An 18,674-nucleotide genomic window follows, 5' to 3' on the forward strand; every position below is an offset into this window, starting at 1 on the left:
CGATCATGCGGCTATTTTCGCATCTTGGGCATGTCATGCTCCTGGCCACGCCACAACTGCTTTTCCGGCCAGCGTCTTGGTCCCGTCCGCGAGTTCGGCCGTCAGGTCGAGATGGGCGCGCTGTTCGCCGTCGACGGTCTCGATGCCGGTGATCTCGGCGCGGAACACAGGTTCGGCGAGAACCGGTGTGATCGCGGTGAATCGGGTGGACAGTTCGAGGATGCGGCTCTGCGGCACCCAGTCGGTGAGCAGTCGGCCCAGGTAGGCCATCGACAGCATGCCGTGGGCGAAGACGTCGTCCATGCCGGAGGCCCGTGCCGAGTCGATATCGATGTGGATCGGGTTGTGGTCGCCCGAGGCGCCGGCGAAGAGGGCCAGCGTCGTGCGGGAGACGGCGCCGGGACGCAGTTCCGGAACAGACGTTGTCGTGGCGGGTGCGGGTGAGTTCACGAGGTGCCTCCGGGGTTCTTGATGACGCTGACGCTCTCGAGTTCGGCCACGACCGCGCCCTCCCTGGTCACCGTGGTGCGGCGGACCAGGAAGTCGAGCGCGCCACCAGCTTTGGAGTAGGCGTCGACGTAGGCGGAGTCGAACTGCACCCGGTCTCCGGCGTGGACGTCGGCGTAGTAGCGGAATCGCTGCTCACCGTGCAGCACGGTGCCGAGGTCGACGCCGTGGGCGGCGAGATCGTCGAAGACGGGGGAGTTCTCGAGTTCGAGGCCGAACAGGAAGGTCGGCGGGGCGAGCACATCGGGATGGCCCGCCGCGATCGCGGCGTCCCGGTCGCGGTAGATCCGGTTCTGCTCGCCGATCGCGATGGCGAACTGCTTGATCCGGCCGCGTTCGATGTCGGCGATCACCGGCGGCGTGACGACATCGAGGATTGCGTGATCGAGGGACATCAGCCCACCTTCTCGTACAGGGTCACGACGCAGGCGCCGCCGAGACCGAGGTTGTGCTGCAATGCGATTCGCGCGCCGTCGACCTGGCGATCGCCGGCCTGGCCGCGCAGCTGCCACACCAGTTCGGCGCACTGCGCCAGGCCGGTGGCGCCCAAGGGGTGGCCCTTGGAGAGCAGGCCGCCGGACGGGTTGGTCACGACGCGGCCGCCGTAGGTGTTGTCGCCGTCGAGGACGAACTTCTCCGCGGTGCCCTCGGGGGTGAGGCCGAGGCCTTCGTAGGTGATGACCTCGTTGGTGCTGAAGCAGTCGTGCAGCTCGACCACCGGGATGTCGAGCGGGTCGATGCCGGACTGTTCGTAGACCTCGGCGGCGGCCTTGGCGGTCATGTCGTAGCCGGCGACTTTCATCATGTCGGTGGTGTCGAAGGTGCCCGCCAGGTCGGTGACCATCGACTGGGCCCGCACGCGGATGCTCGCGTCCAGGCCGCGGGCGCGGGCGAACTCCTCGCTGCACACGATCGCCGCGGCGGCGCCGTTGGTGGGCGGGCAGCACATCAGCAGGGTCAGCGGGCCCCAGATCTGCTTGGAGTTCATCACGGTGTCCAGGTCGATGGGGTCGCGGAAGACCGCCAGCGGGTTGCGGCCCGCGTGCGAGCGTGCTTTCACCGAGACGCGTCCGAACACTTCGTTGGTCACGCCGTAGCGGGACATGTACTCCACGCCCGCGCCGCCGAACATCTTCGCCGCGCTCGGGGCCGGTGCGTCGCCGCCGGGCCTGGCCGCGGCGATGTTCTCGCCGCGCGCGGTCGGGCTCGGGCGGTCGGCGTAGGCGTTGACCAGTGCGCCGGGCTGCATCTGCTCGAAGCCGAGGGCGAGCACGCAGTCGGCGGTGCCGGAGGCGACCGCTTGGCGCGCCAGCCACAGGGCGCTCGATCCGGTGGAGCAGTTGTTGTTGACATTGACCACCGGAATCCCGGTCATGCCCACCTGGTAGAGGGCGTTCTGGCCCGAGGTGGAGTCGCCGTAGACGTAGCCGACGTAGGCCTGCTGGACATCGCTGTAGTCGATGCCTGCGTCCTGCAGGGCCGCGATGGTCGCCGCGGCGCCCATCTTCTCGTAGGTCTCGCTCTTGCCGGGTTTTGTGAAGGGCATCATTCCGACGCCGCTGATACAGACGTTAGTCATGGGTCCGTCCTTGCTCGAGGGGTCTGGGTCGAGGGAGTGCGCGCCCGAGGGGGTGTGCGCACCGTCGGGCCTGAGGGGACTATACATATTCACGACTAACAAATGCTGCATCATGCCTGAGAAAACTCGGCATTGACGGTGAAGTAGTCTGAAGTTAGTATTCACCCCAGTGACCGCAGTCACAGACTGTCGGTGCGAACTATTCCACGCCGGTCGACGCCGATTCCCCGGTGTCGGGCCGATGGCGGCAAATCTCAGGAGGCAGCACGTGAGCGTGCAGAAACTGCAGGACAAGGTTGCGTTGGTTTCCGGCTCGGGCCGTGGCATCGGGCGCGCGGTCGCGCTGAAGCTGGTGTCCGAAGGGGCCAAAGTTGTGATCAACGATCTCGATCCGGAGCCGGCGAAGGAGGTCGTCGCCGAGATCGAGGCGCTGGGCGGTCAGGCCGTGGCCTGCGTCGGCAGCGTCACCGACCCGGAGTTCGCCGATCGCTTCGTGGCCACCGCGTTGGACACCTTCGGCGGCATCGACGTCATCGTCAACAACGCCGGCTACACCTGGGACAACGTCATTCAGAAGATGACCGACCAGCAGTGGAACGACATCATCGACGTGCACCTCACCGCGCCGTTCCGCATCCTGCGCGCCGCACAGCCGGTGATCAGCGCGGCGGTCAAGCGCGAGCGGGAAGCAGGCTCGGTGCCCTGCCGCAAGGTTGTGAACATCTCCTCCACCTCCGGCATGCAGGGCAACCCCGGCCAGGCGAACTACTCCTCGGCCAAGGCCGGCATGATCGGCCTGACCAAGACGCTCGCCAAGGAGTGGGGGCGCTACAACGTCACCGTCAATGCGGTGGCCTACGGCGTGATCAACACCCGTCTGACCTCGGTGACCACCGAGGAGAAGACCATCAAGGTGGAGGACCGCGACATCAAGGTCGGGGTGAATCCCGCGGTGATGGAGGCGGCCACCAAGCAGATCGCGCTCGGCCGGGCGGGCACCGTCGAGGAGGCCGCGGGTGCGGTCTACCTGCTGTGCAGCCCCGAGTCGAGCTACATCACCGGCGAGACCCTGGTCTGCGGCGGCGGGCTGTGACCGAGGCTCCTGCCGTGACCGAACAGTTCGAGGACGTGCGCTACGAGGCGTCCGAGGGCATCGCCGTAGTGACCCTCGACGCCCCGCAGCGTCGCAACGCGTTCCGGGTCCCGATGCTGGTGGATCTGCTGCGCGCACTCGATCGGGCCGACCGCGATCCCGCGGTGCGCGCGGTGATCGTGACCGGCGCCGGGGAGGCCTTCTCCCTGGGCGCGGCGCTGGACGGCCCGGAGACGCTGTCGAAGGCGCTGGCCGAGGACGTCGACGGGCACACCCCCACCGGTTACCGCGAGCCCGCGGGCCGGATCAGCGAGCGGCTGTTCGCCATGCAGAAGCCGGTGATCGCCGCGTTCAACGGGCACGCGATCGGCGGCGGGGCGACGATAGCCGCGGCGATGGACATCCGCATCGGCAGCGAGAAGGCTCGGTTCGGCTTCGTGTTCAATCGCCGTGGCGTGGTGCCGGAGGGCGCGTCGTCGTGGTTCCTGCCCCGGCTGGTCGGGATCGGCCGGGCGACGGACTGGATCCTGACCGGTCGCGTGTTCGACGCCGCCGAGGCTTACGAGGCGGGCTACCTCACCCGGGTGGTCCCCGCCGATCAGGTGATGACCGTGGCGAGGGAGTACGCGAACCAGTTCGCGCGTGACACCTCGCCGACCTCGGTCGCGCTGTCCAAGCGACTGCTCGCCTCCGCGTGGCAGTACTCCCATCCCGGGCCGGCGGCCGCGGACGAATCCCGCGCGTACGCGAGCAGGGTCGATTCGGCGGACGCGCGCGAAGGAATCATGTCCTTCCTCGAGCACCGCCCCGCGGTGTTCCCTCCGCTCGACCCGTCTCCGGCCGAAAAGTTCTGAGCCCGTCCCCGGCCCGAAGGCTGCACCGAGGAGCACCATGACCAACGAACCGTTCACCGTCTGTAAGTACGGCGCCGACGCGGAGGGCACCCACGACTTCGCGGGCATCCCCAACTTCAACGAGAGCGTCTACTTCAACTTCGTCGATCCGGTCTCCCAGCTCGGCGGGCTGGTCCGGATCGGCAACCGGCCGAACCTCGGCTACAGCGAGACCTCGGTGCAGCTGACCCTGCCCGGTGGGGCTATCGCGTTCCGGGCCGGGCGCACCCCGCGCGAGACCAACGACGACTTCTCCGGTCAGGGCCTCGAGATCATCTTCACCGAACCGACTCGCAAGGCCGAGATCACCTACCGCAATACCGTTGCCCGCGTGGTCCATCCGTCGTTGATGGCCGAGCAGGGCCGCATCGCGTTGAAGAACGCGCCGTCGGAGGAATGCGAGATCTCGCTGTCCTACGAGGCGTCGAGCCCGATGTTCGTGATCAACAGCGACGGCGACGGCGACTGCACTCCGGGCAGTTCCACCATCGCCACCGACCATTACGAGCAGTTCGGGCACCTGTCGGGCACCATCCGGGTCGGCAGCCGCACCTGGGTGCTCGACAAGGTCACCTCCTTCCGCGACCACTCGTGGGGGCCGCGCGAGTGGGCCTCCTACACCGGTGAATGGGTGGCGGGCTGGCTCGCCGACGGCACCGCCTTCAGCGCCTACGGTGAATACGAGAAGTCCGGGGTGCGGGTGTCCGCCGGTGCGGTCCTCACCACCGACGGTGTCGCGCACCCGATCACCGAGTACATCGTGCACACCGACTACGCGGGCGAATCCACCTACTCGGGACGCCATGTCGGCATCATCACCGCCGAGGGCCTGCCGACGATCCTCGTCGACGGCGCCATCCGGCACTTCGTCCCGGTCACCCAGCGCACCGAGGACCGCGCCGTGCGGATGGGCCAGATGACCGTCGACCTCGCCGAGGGACACGGCGGCTGGGCGGTCGCGGAGTTCCTACGTCCGATCCGCCCGTAGGCAGTCACGCCGCGCCACCCCGACCGAACAGCCTCCGAGGAGTACGCCCATGTATCCGGGCCGCCACGCCGTCGAACATCCCGATCGCCCAGCCATCGTCATGGCCCCCGGCGGCGAGGTCCTGACCTATGCGGACCTCGACGCACGGGCCAACCGGCTGGCCGCGCTGTTGCGCGCCGAGGGCCTGGCGCCGGGTGAGCACATCGCGCTGTTCATGGAGAACCACCTCGAGATGATCGTCGCGATGTCGGCGGCCGAACGGTCGGGGCTGTTCTACACCCCGGTCAACTCGTTCCTCTCGGCCGCCGAGGCCGCTTACATCATCGACGACTCGCAGTCCAGGCTGGTCATCACCACGGTGGCGAAAGCTGCTGTCGCACAACAGTTCCCGGAACTGTGTTCGCGGGTGAGCCGGTGGCTCATGGTCGACGCCGAACCCGGCTCGCCCGCACTGACCGGACCGTACGAGTCCTACCGCGCGGCGGTCGCCGAATTCGGCCCCGAGCCGGGAGAGCACGAACGGCTCGGCACCCCGATGTTCTACTCCTCCGGCACCACCGGCAAACCCAAGGCGATCAAACGCCTGTTGCCCGACGCGCATCCGGGCGAGATCCTGGCGATCGAGGACTTCGGCCGCACACTGTTCCACCTGCGCGAGGGCATGCGCTTCCTCTCGCCCGCACCGCTCTACCACTCCGGACCGCAGTCGACGGTCGCGATCAGCCTGCGCCTGGGCGCCACGGTGGTCGTGATGGAGAAATTCGACGCCGAGCTCTACCTCGAACTGATCGAAAAGCACCGCATCACGCACTCGATGGTGGTGCCGACGATGTTCTCCCGCATGCTCAAGCTGCCCGCGGACAAGCGCGCCCGCGACCTCTCCTCGCTCGAGGTCGTGGTGCACGGCGCCGCGCCCTGCCCGGTCGCGGTCAAGGAAGCCATGCTCGACTGGTGGGGCCCGGTCGTCTACGAGTACTACGGCGGCACCGAGGCCAACGGCATGTGCGGCTGCACGCCTGAGGAGTGGCTGGCGCACAAGGGCACCGTCGGCAGGCCGTTCATGGGCGAGCCGGTGATCCTCGACGAGGACGGCAACCAGTGCCCGCCCGGCGTCGCGGGAACCATCTGGTTCCGCGGTGCGGGCAGCGGCTTCGAGTACTTCAACGACCCGGGCAAGACCGCCGAGGCCAAGGACGCCACCGGGACGATGTCCAAGATCGGTGACATCGGCTATCTCGACGAGGACGGATTCCTGTACCTCACCGACCGTCAGGCGTTCGTCATCATCTCCGGCGGGGTGAACATCTACCCGCAGGAGATCGAGAACCTGCTCGTCACCCATCCGAAGGTGATGGACGCCGCCGTCTTCGGCGTCCCCGACGAGGATTTCGGCGAAGCCGTGAAGGCCGTGATCCAGGCCGTCGATCCGGCCGTGGCCGGTGTGGAGCTGGCCGCCGAACTGGCTGCGTTCTGCCGCGGGAACCTAGCGAAGTTCAAGTGCCCCAAGTCGTTCGACTTCATCGACGAGATGCCCCGACTGCCCACCGGAAAGCTCTACAAGAAACCGTTGCGCGATGCCTACTGGCAGACCGCGGAATCGTCCGCGGCCGCCGGCTGACCGCCTCACCCGCCGACTGTTCCGCCCACCGAGCGCCACCCCGGCGCGGGCGCCGCAGACCGAACCCCCGCCCTATGAGCGCGGCCCTCACCCAGAACAGGATCACCCAAAATGCCTCACGACGTGTACGTGTACGACGCCTTCCGCACCCCGCGAGGTCGCGGCAGGAACGGATCCCTGCACGGCGTCAAGCCGGTCTCGCTCGTCGTCGGCCTGCTGCGCGCGCTGCAGGAACGCAACCCGAGCCTGGACCCCAAGCGTATCGACGACCTGATCCTCGGCGTGGTCAGCCCGCTGCGCGACCAGGGCGCCGACATCGCGCGCACCGCCGCGCTCGCCGCCGGCCTGCCCGACACCGTGGCGGGTGTGCAGATGAACCGGTTCTGCGCCTCCGGGCTCGAGGCCGTCAACACCGCCTCGCAGAAGGTGGCCTCGGGCTGGGAGTCGCTGGTGCTCGCGGGCGGCGTGGAGAGCATGTCCCGGGTGCCGATGGGCTCCGACGGTGGTGCCTGGGCCAACGACCCGGAGACCAACCTGACCACCGGATTCGTTCCGCAGGGCATCGGCGCCGACCTGATCGCCACGCTCGAGGGCTTCACTCGTGAGGACGTCGACGCGTTCGCCGTCGAATCGCAGCGGCGCGCCGCGACCGCCTGGGACGAGGGCCGTTTCGCGCGGTCGATCGTGCCGGTGCTGGACCGCAACGGTCAGACGATCCTCGACCACGACGAGCACATCCGCCGCGGCACCACCCTCGAATCGCTGGGCAAGATCAAGCCCGCCTTCGCCGCGCTGGGCGCGCAGGCCGGATTCGACGCGGTCGCGCTGCAGAAGTACCACTGGGTGGAGCGGATCGATCATGTGCACACCGGTGGTAACTCCTCGGGCATCGTCGACGGCGCTTCTCTGGTCGCGCTCGGCAACGAGGCGGTCGGCAAGGAACTCGGCCTGACCCCGCGCGCCCGCATCGTCGCGGGCGCGGTGAGCGGCGCCGATCCCACGATCATGCTGACCGGTCCCGCCCCGGCCAGCCGCAAGGCGCTCGACGTCGCGGGTCTGAGCGTGGACGACATCGACCTGTTCGAGATCAACGAGGCGTTCTCCTCGGTCGCCCTGCGCTTCATGAAAGACCTCGACATCCCGCACGAGAAGCTCAACGTCAACGGCGGCGCGATCGCCATGGGCCATCCGCTCGGCGCGACCGGCGCCATGCTGATCTCCACCGTCATCGACGAGCTCGAACGCCGCGATCAGCGCCGCGGCCTGATCACCCTGTGCGTCGGCGGCGGCATGGGCATCGCCACGATCGTCGAGCGGGTGTGAACGCACCGATGACCCAGACATCTCCCCATCAGAATTCCGACAACTCTTCGAGCGAGGCCGACGCCGTGACCACCACCGAGACCATCACCTGGGAGCAAACCGAATCCGGCGTCGTCGTCCTGACTTTCGACGACCCCACCCAGTCGGTCAACACCATGACCGCGGCCTGGTCCGCCTCCTTCGCCGCGGCCCTGGACCGGCTGGCCGGGCTGGGCTCCGAGCTGGCCGGTGTGATCCTGACCTCGGCCAAGAAGACCTTCTTCGCCGGCGGCGATCTCGGTGATCTGCTCGCCACCACCACCGAGCAGGCCGGTGAACTGACCGCCTTCGCCGACGGCGCCAAGGCCATGCTGCGCAAGCTCGAGACCCTCGGCGTCCCGGTGGTCGCCGCGCTGGGCGGCAGCGCGCTCGGCGGTGGACTCGAGATCGCGCTCGCCTGCCACCACCGCATCGCCGTGGACGCGCCGTCGATCCGGATCGGACTGCCCGAGGTCACCCTGGGCCTGCTGCCCGGCGGTGGCGGCGTCGTGCGCACCGTCCGCCTGCTAGGCCTGGACACAGCCCTGGACAAGGTCCTGCTGCCCGGCACCGCCTATCGTGTCGGTGACGCGCTCGCGCTCGGACTGATCGACCGCGTCGTCCCCGACGCCGAGGCGCTGATTCCCGCAGCGCTGGAATGGATCTCGGCCAACCCGGGCGCCACCCAGCCGTGGGACCGCGGCGAGCGGATCCCCGGCGGCACCGCCAACACGCCGTCGATCGAGGCCGTGCTGCCGATGCGCGCCGCCGCGCTGCGCAACCGTTACAAGGGCGCGCCCATGCCTGCCCCGGCCAATATCCTCTGCGCGGCCGTCGAGGGCACCCAGGTCGACTTCGACACCGCTTCGGCGATCGAGACCCGCTATTTCGTCGAGCTGGTCACCGGCCCGATCGCCAAGAACATCATCCAGGGCACCTTCTTCGACAAGCAGGTCATCAAGTCCGGCGCGAGCCGGCCGAAGGATTTCCCCACCCACCGCGCCACCTTCGCCGCCGTGCTCGGCGCGGGCATGATGGGCGCGGGCGTGGCACTGTCGTGCGCGCTCGTCGGCATGAAGGTGGCACTGAAGGACGTCGATCTCGCCGCCGCCGAGCGCGGTAAGGACTACGCCCGCAAGGTGCTCGGCAAGCAGGTCGAGAAGGGCAGCCGCACCCGCGCGGACGCCGACGCGATCCTCGAACTCATCACCCCCACCGCGTCGGTGCAGGATCTCGCCGGCGCTGATCTGGTGATCGAGGCGGTGTTCGAGGACCCTGATCTCAAGCGCACGGTCTTCGCCGAGGTGCTCGACGTAGTGGCCCCCGACGCGGTGCTGGCTTCCAACACCTCCACGCTCCCGATCACCGACCTCGCCCGCGATCTGCCTCGCCCCGAGGATTTCATCGGCCTGCACTTCTTCTCGCCGGTCGACCGCATGGAACTGATCGAGATCATCGTCGGCGACAAGACCAGCGATGCCACCCTGGCCAAGGCCTTCGACATCGCGCTGCAGATGCGCAAGACCCCGATCGTCGTCGGCGACGGCCGCGGCTTCTTCACCAGCCGGGTGATCCTTCAGCGCCTGGTCGAGGCCGCCGCGATGGTGGGCGAGGGCATCCACCCGCAGTCCATCGAGCAGGCCTCGCTGCAGGCCGGCTACCCCGTGGGCACGCTGGCGCTGCTCGACGAACTGACCCTGTCGTTGCCGTTGAAGATCCGCGGCCAGTTCCGTGAGGTCGCCGAACAGAACGGCGGAGAGCTCGCCGCCCACCCCGGCGACGTGGTGCTCACCACGATGGTCGAGGAATTGGGCAGGCCGAGCCGCCTCGCCGGCGCCGGCTTCTACGACTACGTCGACGGCAAGCGGGCGGGGCTGTGGTCGGGTCTGGCCGAGAAGTTCCCGCGTACCGAGCGGCAGGCCGACCTCACCGAGCTGCGCGATCGTCTGCTCTTCGCCGAGGTGCTCGAAACCGTCCGCTGCCACGACGACGGCATCCTGCGCTCGACCGCCGACGCCAATGTGGGCTCGCTGCTGGGCATCGGCTTCCCCACCTGGACCGGCGGCACCAGCCAGTTCGTCGCGGGCTACCCGGGCGGCACCGCCGCGTTCGTGGCGCGCGCTCAGGAACTGGCCGACCGGTACGGCGCGCGGTTCACCCCGCCCGCCTCGCTGACGGAGCGGTGAGTTGCGCAGAGAGCTGTACACCGACGAGCACGAGGCGTTCCGCTCGGCCTTCCGCGCACTGCTCGACCGGGAAGCCGTGCCGAACGTCGAGAAGTGGGAGCAGGCGGGCACCGTCGATCGCGGGTTCATCACCACCGCGGCCGAATCCGGTTTCCTGGGTTTCGAATTCGATCCCGAATACGGCGGCCTGGGCATCGACGACTTCCGCTACAACGCCGTCATGGCCGAGGAGGTCGTGCGCTCGGGCATGGCCGGTGACACGTTCAGCATGCAGAACGACATCATCGTCCCGTACCTGCGCGACCTGGCCACCGACGAGCAGAAGCAGCGTTGGCTGCCGAGATTCACCCGCGGCGATGGCGTCACCGCCCTGGCGATGACCGAACCGGGAGCGGGCTCGGACCTCGCCTCGATCCGCACCAGCGCCGTCCGCGACGGCGACCACCTGGTGATCAACGGCGCCAAGACGTTCATCACCAGCGGCGCGACCTGCGACCTGGCGATCGTGCTCGTGCGCACCGGCGAACGCGACGGGCGCGGCACCTCGCTGGTCGGAGTCGAATACGGCACACCGGGATTCGAACGCGGCAACCCGATGCACAAGATCGGGCGCAAGGCCCAGGACACGGCGGAACTGTTCTTCACCGACTGCCGGGTCCCGGTCGCGAACATCCTCGGCGAACCGGGGCGCGGCTTCGGCTCCGCGATCGCGAATCTGCCGCGCGAGCGGCTCTCGATCGCGGTCTCGGCGGTGGCTTCGGCAGCGCACGGGCTGAGCCTGGCGCTGGACCACGTGCGCTCGCGCGTCGCGTTCGGCGCGCCGCTGGCCGACCTGCAGTCGGTGCGGATGTCCATCGCCGACATGCACACCGACGTCCAGATCCTGCAGCACTACATCGACGGTTGCGTCACCGCGCTCAACCGCGGCGAACTGTCCGCCGCCGAGGCCGCCGGCGCCAAATACAAAGCCACCGAACTGCAGTGGAATGTGCTCGACCGCTGCCTGCAACTGTTCGGCGGCTACGGCTACATGGAGGAATACCCCATCGCACGGATGTGGCGCGACGCGCGCATCCAGCGCATCTACGGAGGAGCGAACGAAGTGATGACCGATCTCGTCGGCCGCGCGGTGGTGGCCGGATGACCAGCGCATCGCAGGCGGGCCCGCTCGCCGGACGGACCGCACTCGTCACCGGCGGCTCGCGCGGCGTCGGTCGCGCGGTCGCGCTGCGGCTGGCCCGCGACGGCGCCGCGGTGGCGGTGAACTACCGGCGCGACGCGGCGGCCGCCGACGAGGTGGTCGAGCAGATCGTCGCCTCGGGCGGTCGCGCGGCGGCCTACCGCGCGTCGATCGACGACGCGGCGGCCGTCGCCGAGATGGTGACCGCGATCCGCGCCGATCTCGGCCTGGTGGACCTGATCGTCAGCAATGCCGGTTCGGCCAGCCGTGGCCAGGACGTGGCCTCGACCCCGCAGGCCGACTACCTGCAGCTGATGCAGGTGCACGCATTCGGCCCGATCGCGCTGATCCAGCAGCTGCTGCCGGACATGCGCGAGGCCGCCTCCGGTGCGGCCGGCCGGGGCGACATCGTGATGATCTCCTCCAACACCACGGCGTCGGCCCCGCCGAACGCCGCGCCCTACACCATGGCCAAGGCGGCGATGGAGACCTGCGTGCGGACCCTCGCGTGGGAGGAACGCCGCTACGGCATCCACGCCAATATCGTCGCCCCCGGTCTGATCGCCACCGAGATGGGTAAACGACTCGTCTCCGCGGCGCGTGGCGCCGACATCGGCGATCTCGACGCCGACTCGCCGTTCGGGCGGGTGTGCCGTCCCGAGGACGTCGCGGGCACGGTGGCTTTCCTGGTCTCGCCGGACTCCGGCTATGTGACCGGACAACGGCTCGTCGTCGACGGCGGCGGCCCGAACCCGACGATCTTCTGACGACCGAGACACGAGTGAGGTTTCCGTGACGACCGTGGCCGAGGCAGACCGCACCCCCGACAGCGGGGGAACCACCGCCGGCGAGGCCGAAGACTTCTTCGCCGAGCTGACCGCATCGCTGGACACCGCTCTGTCCGCGAACAACACTCTGCGCCTGATCGACATCGACCAGCGCGGCGAGGGCAACTCGTGGGAGACCTACCTGGTCACGGCCGAGTGGACCGTAGGCGCCGACCGGCGAAGCGCGACCTACGCGGTCAAACGCCAGCCGGTCAGCGGCATCATCGACGACTACGACGTGGACCGCGAGGTCGCCTTGCTGCAGGCCGCCGACCGGGCGGGGATGCGGGTGCCTGCCGTGCTCGCGCACCGTGGCGAGCGTGACGGTGAGCGCGGATTCTTCGTGATGGAGAAGGTGCCTGGCATCATCCCGATGCCGCACAACGTCTCGCGCCTGATCCCCGACGCCGCGGTGCGCGCGGATCTCGGACGGCAGGTCGCCAGGGAGATGGCCCGTCTGCACAGCGCCGATCCGGCCTCGATGGGGCTGGACATGCTCGGGCCGGTGCCCGACGGCGCCGACACCGGCCGGATCGAGAACGACAAGTGGGCCCGCGCCTACCGCGAGGTGGCCGACATCCCGATACCCGTGCTCGACCTGGCCTGCGCGTGGCTCGACCATCGCGCCGACACCGTGTCGGGCGGGGTGAGCCTGGTGCACAACGATTTCCGGATCGGCAATCTGGTGATCGAGGACGGATCGATCTCCGGCGTGCTGGATTGGGAGACCGCGCACTTCTCCGATCCGGTGGCCGATATCGCCTGGTTCGCGCAGCGCACCTCGCGCGGCCGCTCACCGCTGCTGTGCAAGCTGATCGAGCTCGAGCCGTTCCTCGACGAATACGAGCGCGCGGGCGGGTGGCGGCCGAGCTCCGAAACGCTCACCTGGTGGTCGGTGCAATCGCTGGTCAAGACGGCCGTGGGCTGCCTGCAGGCCGTTGATGTCTACAAGCGTGGCGACCGCGACGAACTGCGGTACTCGAACATGGCCCACAGCGTCTACTACAGCGTCGGCTGGCTGACCACCATGCTGCGCGAGGGAGAATGGGGACACTGAGATGACCGTCTACTCGACCGACCTGACCGGCCTGCTGGCCACGATCAAGGACACCCTCGGCCACCGCGTGGCGCCCGCACTGGCCGACGGCACCGCCCGCCAGGAACTCGCCGCGGTGCTCGAGCAGCTCGACAACCTCACCCAGCGGATCGCCTGGGACCAGGCGGCACTCGCGCAGACCTGCGAGCGCACCGAGGCACTGGCGACGCGCCTCGGGCTCGCGCCGGCAGGCGATGTCCACGCCGGGGTCGACGCCTTGCGCGCGCGCCGCCGCGACGTGTCCGACGTCCTGCGCGCGGCCTACCGCGACGGCGCCCCGCGCGCCGGGCTCGTCGAATCCGTCCTGGAATTCTCGGAAACGGATGTCGCCGAACAGATCTCGGTGGGCCTGCGCGCCGGACTGCCGATCTGACCCGGAACATCCAGGGCGACGGACCGGCCCTCGAAGGGGCAGGTCGTCGTATCGACGGATGGGGAGTCACCCCTCGTGATCTGATCACCTACCGCCGGGCCGCCCACCGGGCGGCCCGGCTTTCGACTATCGGAGGAGGGCGCAGATGCGCGTCCACGAACTGCTGGACCACTGGGCCGAACGTTTCCCGGACGAGGTCTATGTGACCGACGGCAGCCGCAGTCTCACCTGGGACGAGATGCGCCGGTGGACCCACCGGGTCGGCAACTGGCTGGCAGGCGAACTGCGGCCCGGCGAGCGCTTCTGCCTGCTCGACCGCAACTCGCTCGAGATGATCGCGCTGTACTTCGGCGCGTCCCGCGCGGGCGTGGTGCCGGTGCCGCTCAACTTCCGGCTGGCGCCCCAGGAGTGGAAATACATCGCAGAGGACGCCGGGTGCCGCCTGGCCGTCGTCCACGAGGACTACGCGCAGGCGCTGACCGCGGCCGTCCCCGGCATCACGGCGTCGGTCATCCGCGACGACAGCCCGTCGCGCCTGCGGTTCGCCGAGGAGGTCGCCGCGACCTCGGACGACGCGATCGACCGCGATGTCCCGGCCGAGGCGATCTACCACCAGATGTACACCAGCGGCACTACCGGAAAACCCAAGGGCGCCATGGTGTCGCACCGGGCGGCCTGCACCAACGCCCTGCAGATCCAGCTGGCGCTGAGCTCGGTGCGCCGCGCCACGCTCTGCGTCATGCCGCTGTTCCACGCCGGTGCCGCGCTGCAGATCCTGGCCTACACCTCCGGCGGCTGCTCGGTGCATGTGGTGCGCGATTTCGACCGCACCACGGTGCTGCGGGAGATGTCCGAGCGACGCATCCAGCTCCTCACGCTGGCCCCCGCAATGATCCAGGGCATGATCGAGGACCCCCTCGCCGCGCAGCTGGACTTTTCGGCGCTGGAGCTGATGGTCTACGGCTCGGCGCCGATGGCGGTCGAACTCGTCAAGCGGGCGATGGAGGTGTTCGGCTGCGATTTCGCCCAGGCCTACGGCATGACCGAAACCACCGCGGTGGCCACGATTCTGGCTCCCGAGGACCATCGCCGGGCCGTGGCAGGCCGCCCGGACATCCTGGCCTCGGCGGGACGTCCGGTGCTCGGGTCCGCCGTCCGCGTGGTCGGACGCGACGGTGAGCCGCTCCCGGTCGGTGCGGTCGGCGAGATCGTGGTCCGCGGCCCGCAACTCATGGACGGCTACTGGGGACTGGAGGAGGCGAGCCGGGCCGCGCTCGCGGGCGGGTGGATGCACACCGGCGACGCGGGCTATCTCGACGCCGAGGGGCTCGTGTTCATCTCCGATCGGGTGAAGGACATGATCGTCTCCGGTGGGGAGAACATCTACCCGCGCGAGATCGAGGAAGTCCTGTTCGAGATGCCCGGCATCGCCGATGTGGCGGTCATCGGCGTACCGAGCGAGCGTTGGGGCGAGAGTCCTGTCGCGGTGGTCGTGCTCGCCGCGGGCGCGACCGTCACCGAGCAGATGGTCCTGGAGCACTGCCGGGCCAACCTCGCGAAGTTCAAATGCCCGGTCTCTGTGACGTTCGTCGACGCGCTGCCGCGCAGCGCGGTCGGCAAGGTCCTCAAGCGCGATCTACGCGAACCCTATTGGCAGGGGATGGATCGCCGCATCAACTGAGGCGGCGCCGTGCGTACGAGCCGGTGCGGTGAGCTCACCGCACCGGCCGTGCCGAACAGCTCAGTCCGCACCGCGCGGCGTCGCCACGAAGTCGGCGGGATCGGGGTGCTGTGTCCGCGTCCAGTATTCGACGACCGGCCACGGGGAGTTGGTCACCACTCGTCCGGTGGAATTGCGGTAGTAGCTGTTCACGCCGTCCATGGCGTACACCATGCGCGAGTTCGCCTCGTCGAGTTCTTCGTTGTACCGGTCGTAGGCATCCTGGCGGCATTCCAGGGTCGCCAGGTCGTCGGTGACCAGGCGGCTGATCGCCTCGACGACGTAACGGACCTGCGCCTCACCGATGGTGATGAAGCTTCCGCCCGGCGGATTGGTGTTCGGTCCGTAGAGGAAGAACAGGTTCGGAAAGCCCGGCGTGGTGATGCCCAGATGGGCGCGTCCGTTGTCGTCGTCCCAGTGCTCGCGCAGCGCGATGCCGTCACGGCCGCGGATGTCCATCGGGTACAGGTAGCGCTGCTGCTGGAAGCCCGTGCACAAGATCAGCACGTCGATCTCGCGTTCCTCGCCGCCCACGGTGACGAGCCCGGCCGGCGTCAGCCGCTCGACACTGTCGGTGAGCAGTTCGACATGCGGCTTCACCAGCGTGGTGAACCAGCCGTTGTCGATCAGCAGCCGCTTGCCGAACGGCGGGTAGGTGGGCAGCGTCTGCTCACGCAGCTGCTCGTGCCCGGCCAACTGCTGCTCCAGATACTGGGTCAGGTAGGCGCGATACGCGTCGTTGAGCGAGCTGACGAGCTTGCCCTTCGCCTCGCGCTGCGGGTCGACCGGCAGGGCGGCGTAGGTGCGTTCGGTGTAGAGCCAGTACAGCCGGAACCGGTACCAGCCGCGGTAGAAGGGAATGTTGTCGTACAGCCAGTGCTTGGACTGCGGCGAGGGCTGGAAATAGTGTTCGTTGGGCGCGATCCATTGCGGCTGACGCTGCAGCACCACCATGCTCTGCACCTGGTCGGTGATGGCCACGACCAGCTGCATGGCGGCGGCGCCGCTGCCCACGACCGCCACCCGCTTGCCGGTGAGGTCGATGTCCTCGGGCCAGCGCGCCGCATGCACGATCTGGCCGCGGAAATCGTCCGTGCCGGGGAATTCCGGGACATTGGGGGTGCTGTGCAGGCCGGCCGCGGTCACCAGCGCGGTGGCGCGCAGTTCCTGTCGCTCGCCGTCCGGTCCGGTCACCGAGATCACCCACTGCCGGGCCTGGTCGTCCCAGACGGCGTTGTCGACGGAATGGCGCAGTCGGATCTTGTCGAGCACGCCGGATTCGCGAGCGACATCCTCGAGGTAGCCGAAGAGCTCGTCGCGGCGGGCGAAGTTTTCGGTCCAGTTCTTGGGCCGGAACGAGTAGGAGTACAGATCGCTGGGGATGTCGACGCGCGCGCCGGGATAGGTGTTCTCCCACCAGGTGCCGCCGATGCGGTCGTTGCGCTCGAACACGGTGTAGGGGATACCCGCCTTGTCGAGGTGGATGGCGCAGGCCAGGCCGGAGATACCCGCGCCGACGATGACGACGCCGAAGTCGGGCCGGTCGTGCTCGATGAGCGCCCCGATGTCGGCGGGTTCGAACGGGGTGAAGCCGAGTTGCTCGGCGATCATGGGGGAGTAGGTCTCCGGGATCGGCTCGCCCATGACGGTGCTCATCAGGCGAGCGAGTTCGCCGCCGGTCGGTGCGGGCTGCGCGATCGGCTTGCCCCTGCTCCAGTCGAGGATGGCGTCGGTGGCGGCCTCGTGGATCTCGGCTTGGATCGCCGGATCGAGTCCGCCCGAGTTCAGTTCCTCGTACCCCTTGGGTGCGGCGGGGACGTAGGGCGCCGACAGCCACTTCTCCTCGCCGGTCAGCTGGTAGATCACCGGCAGCAGGCAGGGAATGTTGCCCGCGGTGACGGCGGCGTGCACGGTGGCGCGGTCGAGATCGGGGTTCGGTGGGATGGTCGGGCTCATGTCGTGTCCTTCGGGAGTGGATTGGATGGTCAGTCGGTCAGTGAGCGCAGGAGTTCGATCGCCGAGAGCCGCTCGGCGTGGGTCGGTGCCATGGGGCTGACATTGAGCAGCCCGACGCCGATCTCGCGGAGCATCGCGATGCGCTCGGCGACATAGGAGGCGGGGCCGATCAGTGAGGTCGCGCGGACGAGTTCGTCGGGGACGGCGGCGGCCGCCGCACGGTGCTTGCCCGCAAGGAACAGCTCCTGGATGGCCTCGGCCTCGGCGACGAATCCGTAGCGTTTGGCGAGGTCGTTGTAGAAGTTGCGGGTCCGTGATCCCATGCCGCCGATGTAGAGGGCGAGTTGGGGGCGGGCCTGGTCGAGCCACGGCGCGGGATCGTCGGTGACGGCGAGGGGAAGGCGCACGATGATGTTCAGCTCGCCCAACTCGGCGGCGCGCTCGGCTCTTCCGCGGGCGAGCGCCGCACCCCACACCGATTCCAGCTTCTCCGGGTGGAAGAAGATGGGCTCCCAACCCTCGGCGATCTCGGCGGTGAGCTCGACCATCTGCTCGCCCAAGGCGGCGATCGAGACCGGAATCCGATCGCGGACCGGGTGATTGATGAGTTTGAGCGGTTTGCCCAGGCCGGTGCCGCGGTCGGCGGGAAGCGGGATCTGGAAGTGCCTGCCCTGGTGGCGCAGTGCTTCGCGCCGCCAGACGGTGCGGCAGATCTCGATTGTCTCCCTGGTCTTGCCCAGCGCGTGCCCGAAGGGGACGCCATGAAATCCTTCGACCACCTGCGGTCCGGAGGCACCGATTCCGAGGCGGAATCGCCTCTTCGACACATAGTCGAGGCCCGCGGCGGTCATGGCCAGTGTGGTCGGGGTACGGGAGGCGATCGGGAGGATGCCGGTGGCGAGTTCGATGCGTGAGGTGCGCGCCGCGAGGTAGCCCAGCTGGCTGACCGCATCGAAGGTGTACGCCTCGCCCATCGTCACCGAGTCGAGGCCGGCGGCCTCGTAGTCGACGATCTGAGCGGCGATCTCGTCGAACGGTGGACCGAAGTCCAGCACCGTGCCGATACGCATGTGCTCTCCTGCTTTCCGCAAATTCGCAGCCCGCGCTGCGTTCGATGGGGGTTCGGCCGACCGTGCTGACCCGGCTTCGGGGGGCGCGACAGTCGCCGCTCCGAGTGAGTGTTAATGCTAACTATGGTGACTATAAGTGGTCAATGCTAGTTAAAGTCGCCATTTTTGAACTAAAGTTATTTGTGAATATGGGGCATTGCCGGGCTCGGTGGTGATGCGCCGGAGTGGCTGACTCGAACCGCCGTCC

The 18,674-nt window shown here is 68.6% G+C and carries 16 protein-coding genes; 11 read left to right on the plus strand and 5 right to left on the minus strand.

Going from position 1 to position 18,674, the window contains the following annotated elements; translation table 11 throughout:
* Positions 1–33 precede the first annotated feature (33 nt).
* From A5789_RS11170 to A5789_RS11180, 3 genes are read right to left on the minus strand one after another with little or no spacing between them, the layout of a single operon-like run.
* Complete coding sequence (locus tag A5789_RS11170; RefSeq protein ID WP_064903306.1) at positions 34–450, minus strand: MaoC/PaaZ C-terminal domain-containing protein; 417 nt, start codon at positions 448–450, stop codon at positions 34–36.
* The gene (locus tag A5789_RS11175; RefSeq protein ID WP_064903308.1) at positions 447–902 is read right to left on the minus strand and encodes a MaoC family dehydratase N-terminal domain-containing protein; all 456 of its coding nucleotides are present in this window, start codon (positions 900–902) and stop codon (positions 447–449) included. The genes A5789_RS11170 and A5789_RS11175 overlap by 4 nt, the downstream gene beginning before the upstream one ends.
* On the minus strand, positions 902–2,086 hold the full coding sequence (locus A5789_RS11180; RefSeq protein ID WP_064903310.1) for a lipid-transfer protein: 1,185 nt from the start codon (positions 2,084–2,086) through the stop codon (positions 902–904). Before A5789_RS11180 ends, A5789_RS11175 begins: the two co-directional genes overlap by 1 nt.
* Positions 2,087–2,327: 241 nt before the next feature.
* Here A5789_RS11180 and A5789_RS11185 point away from each other — a divergent pair, with 241 nt between their 5' ends.
* From A5789_RS11185 to A5789_RS11235, 11 genes are all read left to right on the plus strand, one after another.
* Entirely contained in the window at positions 2,328–3,179 is an 852-nt protein-coding gene (locus tag A5789_RS11185; protein WP_228795425.1) for an SDR family oxidoreductase, read from the plus strand.
* Between the two features lie 14 nt (positions 3,180–3,193).
* Positions 3,194–4,033: an enoyl-CoA hydratase-related protein gene (locus A5789_RS11190; RefSeq protein ID WP_155525793.1), complete on the plus strand. Its 840-nt coding sequence runs from the start codon at positions 3,194–3,196 to the stop codon at positions 4,031–4,033.
* Between the two features lie 37 nt (positions 4,034–4,070).
* The gene (locus tag A5789_RS11195; RefSeq protein WP_064903316.1) at positions 4,071–5,060 is read left to right on the plus strand and encodes a hypothetical protein; all 990 of its coding nucleotides are present in this window, start codon (positions 4,071–4,073) and stop codon (positions 5,058–5,060) included.
* A 49-nt stretch (positions 5,061–5,109) separates the two neighbouring features.
* Complete coding sequence (locus A5789_RS11200) at positions 5,110–6,678, plus strand: AMP-binding protein (protein WP_064903318.1); 1,569 nt, start codon at positions 5,110–5,112, stop codon at positions 6,676–6,678.
* 111 nt (positions 6,679–6,789) lie between these two features.
* A complete protein-coding gene (locus tag A5789_RS11205) occupies positions 6,790–8,001 on the plus strand; it encodes an acetyl-CoA C-acetyltransferase (protein ID WP_064903320.1) in 1,212 nt (403 codons plus the stop codon).
* 65 nt (positions 8,002–8,066) lie between these two features.
* Entirely contained in the window at positions 8,067–10,205 is a 2,139-nt protein-coding gene (locus A5789_RS11210; protein ID WP_064903362.1) for a 3-hydroxyacyl-CoA dehydrogenase NAD-binding domain-containing protein, read from the plus strand.
* A 1-nt stretch (position 10,206) separates the two neighbouring features.
* The gene (locus tag A5789_RS11215; protein WP_064903322.1) at positions 10,207–11,349 is read left to right on the plus strand and encodes an acyl-CoA dehydrogenase family protein; all 1,143 of its coding nucleotides are present in this window, start codon (positions 10,207–10,209) and stop codon (positions 11,347–11,349) included.
* Entirely contained in the window at positions 11,346–12,152 is an 807-nt protein-coding gene (locus A5789_RS11220; protein WP_064903325.1) for an SDR family NAD(P)-dependent oxidoreductase, read from the plus strand. Before A5789_RS11215 ends, A5789_RS11220 begins: the two co-directional genes overlap by 4 nt.
* 25 nt (positions 12,153–12,177) lie before the next feature.
* A complete protein-coding gene (locus A5789_RS11225) occupies positions 12,178–13,269 on the plus strand; it encodes a phosphotransferase family protein (RefSeq protein ID WP_082940620.1) in 1,092 nt (363 codons plus the stop codon).
* Position 13,270: 1 nt separating this feature from the next.
* Positions 13,271–13,681, plus strand: a complete 411-nt coding sequence (locus A5789_RS11230; protein WP_064903327.1) for a hypothetical protein — start codon at positions 13,271–13,273, stop codon at positions 13,679–13,681.
* 145 nt (positions 13,682–13,826) lie between these two features.
* Complete coding sequence (locus tag A5789_RS11235; RefSeq protein ID WP_064903328.1) at positions 13,827–15,362, plus strand: long-chain-fatty-acid--CoA ligase; 1,536 nt, start codon at positions 13,827–13,829, stop codon at positions 15,360–15,362.
* Between the two features lie 60 nt (positions 15,363–15,422).
* Here the strand turns inward: A5789_RS11235 and A5789_RS11240 are convergent, their stop codons facing one another.
* Positions 15,423–17,357, minus strand: coding sequence for an NAD(P)/FAD-dependent oxidoreductase (locus A5789_RS11240; protein WP_064903330.1), 1,935 nt, complete (start codon positions 17,355–17,357; stop codon positions 15,423–15,425).
* A gap of 29 nt (positions 17,358–17,386) precedes the next feature.
* Positions 17,387–18,427 (minus strand): LLM class F420-dependent oxidoreductase, encoded by a 1,041-nt coding sequence (locus A5789_RS11245; RefSeq protein ID WP_064903332.1) that lies wholly within the window; start codon positions 18,425–18,427, stop codon positions 17,387–17,389.
* Positions 18,428–18,674: the final 247 nt, after the last annotated feature.

It is taken from the genome of Nocardia sp. 852002-51101_SCH5132738, from assembly GCF_001665695.1.
Classification (GTDB): domain Bacteria; phylum Actinomycetota; class Actinomycetes; order Mycobacteriales; family Mycobacteriaceae; genus Nocardia; species Nocardia nova.

Coding starts and splice junctions, on each gene's coding strand:
- A5789_RS11175 (WP_064903308.1), bottom strand. CDS start 902: ATGTCCCTCGATCACGCAATCCTCGATGTCGTCACGCCGCCGGTGATC.
- A5789_RS11180 (WP_064903310.1), bottom strand. CDS start 2,086: ATGACTAACGTCTGTATCAGCGGCGTCGGAATGATGCCCTTCACAAAA.
- A5789_RS11185 (WP_228795425.1), top strand. CDS start 2,328: ATGGCGGCAAATCTCAGGAGGCAGCACGTGAGCGTGCAGAAACTGCAG.
- A5789_RS11195 (WP_064903316.1), top strand. CDS start 4,071: ATGACCAACGAACCGTTCACCGTCTGTAAGTACGGCGCCGACGCGGAG.
- A5789_RS11200 (WP_064903318.1), top strand. CDS start 5,110: ATGTATCCGGGCCGCCACGCCGTCGAACATCCCGATCGCCCAGCCATC.
- A5789_RS11205 (WP_064903320.1), top strand. CDS start 6,790: ATGCCTCACGACGTGTACGTGTACGACGCCTTCCGCACCCCGCGAGGT.
- A5789_RS11220 (WP_064903325.1), top strand. CDS start 11,346: ATGACCAGCGCATCGCAGGCGGGCCCGCTCGCCGGACGGACCGCACTC.
- A5789_RS11230 (WP_064903327.1), top strand. CDS start 13,271: ATGACCGTCTACTCGACCGACCTGACCGGCCTGCTGGCCACGATCAAG.
- A5789_RS11235 (WP_064903328.1), top strand. CDS start 13,827: ATGCGCGTCCACGAACTGCTGGACCACTGGGCCGAACGTTTCCCGGAC.
- A5789_RS11240 (WP_064903330.1), bottom strand. CDS start 17,357: ATGAGCCCGACCATCCCACCGAACCCCGATCTCGACCGCGCCACCGTG.
- A5789_RS11245 (WP_064903332.1), bottom strand. CDS start 18,427: ATGCGTATCGGCACGGTGCTGGACTTCGGTCCACCGTTCGACGAGATC.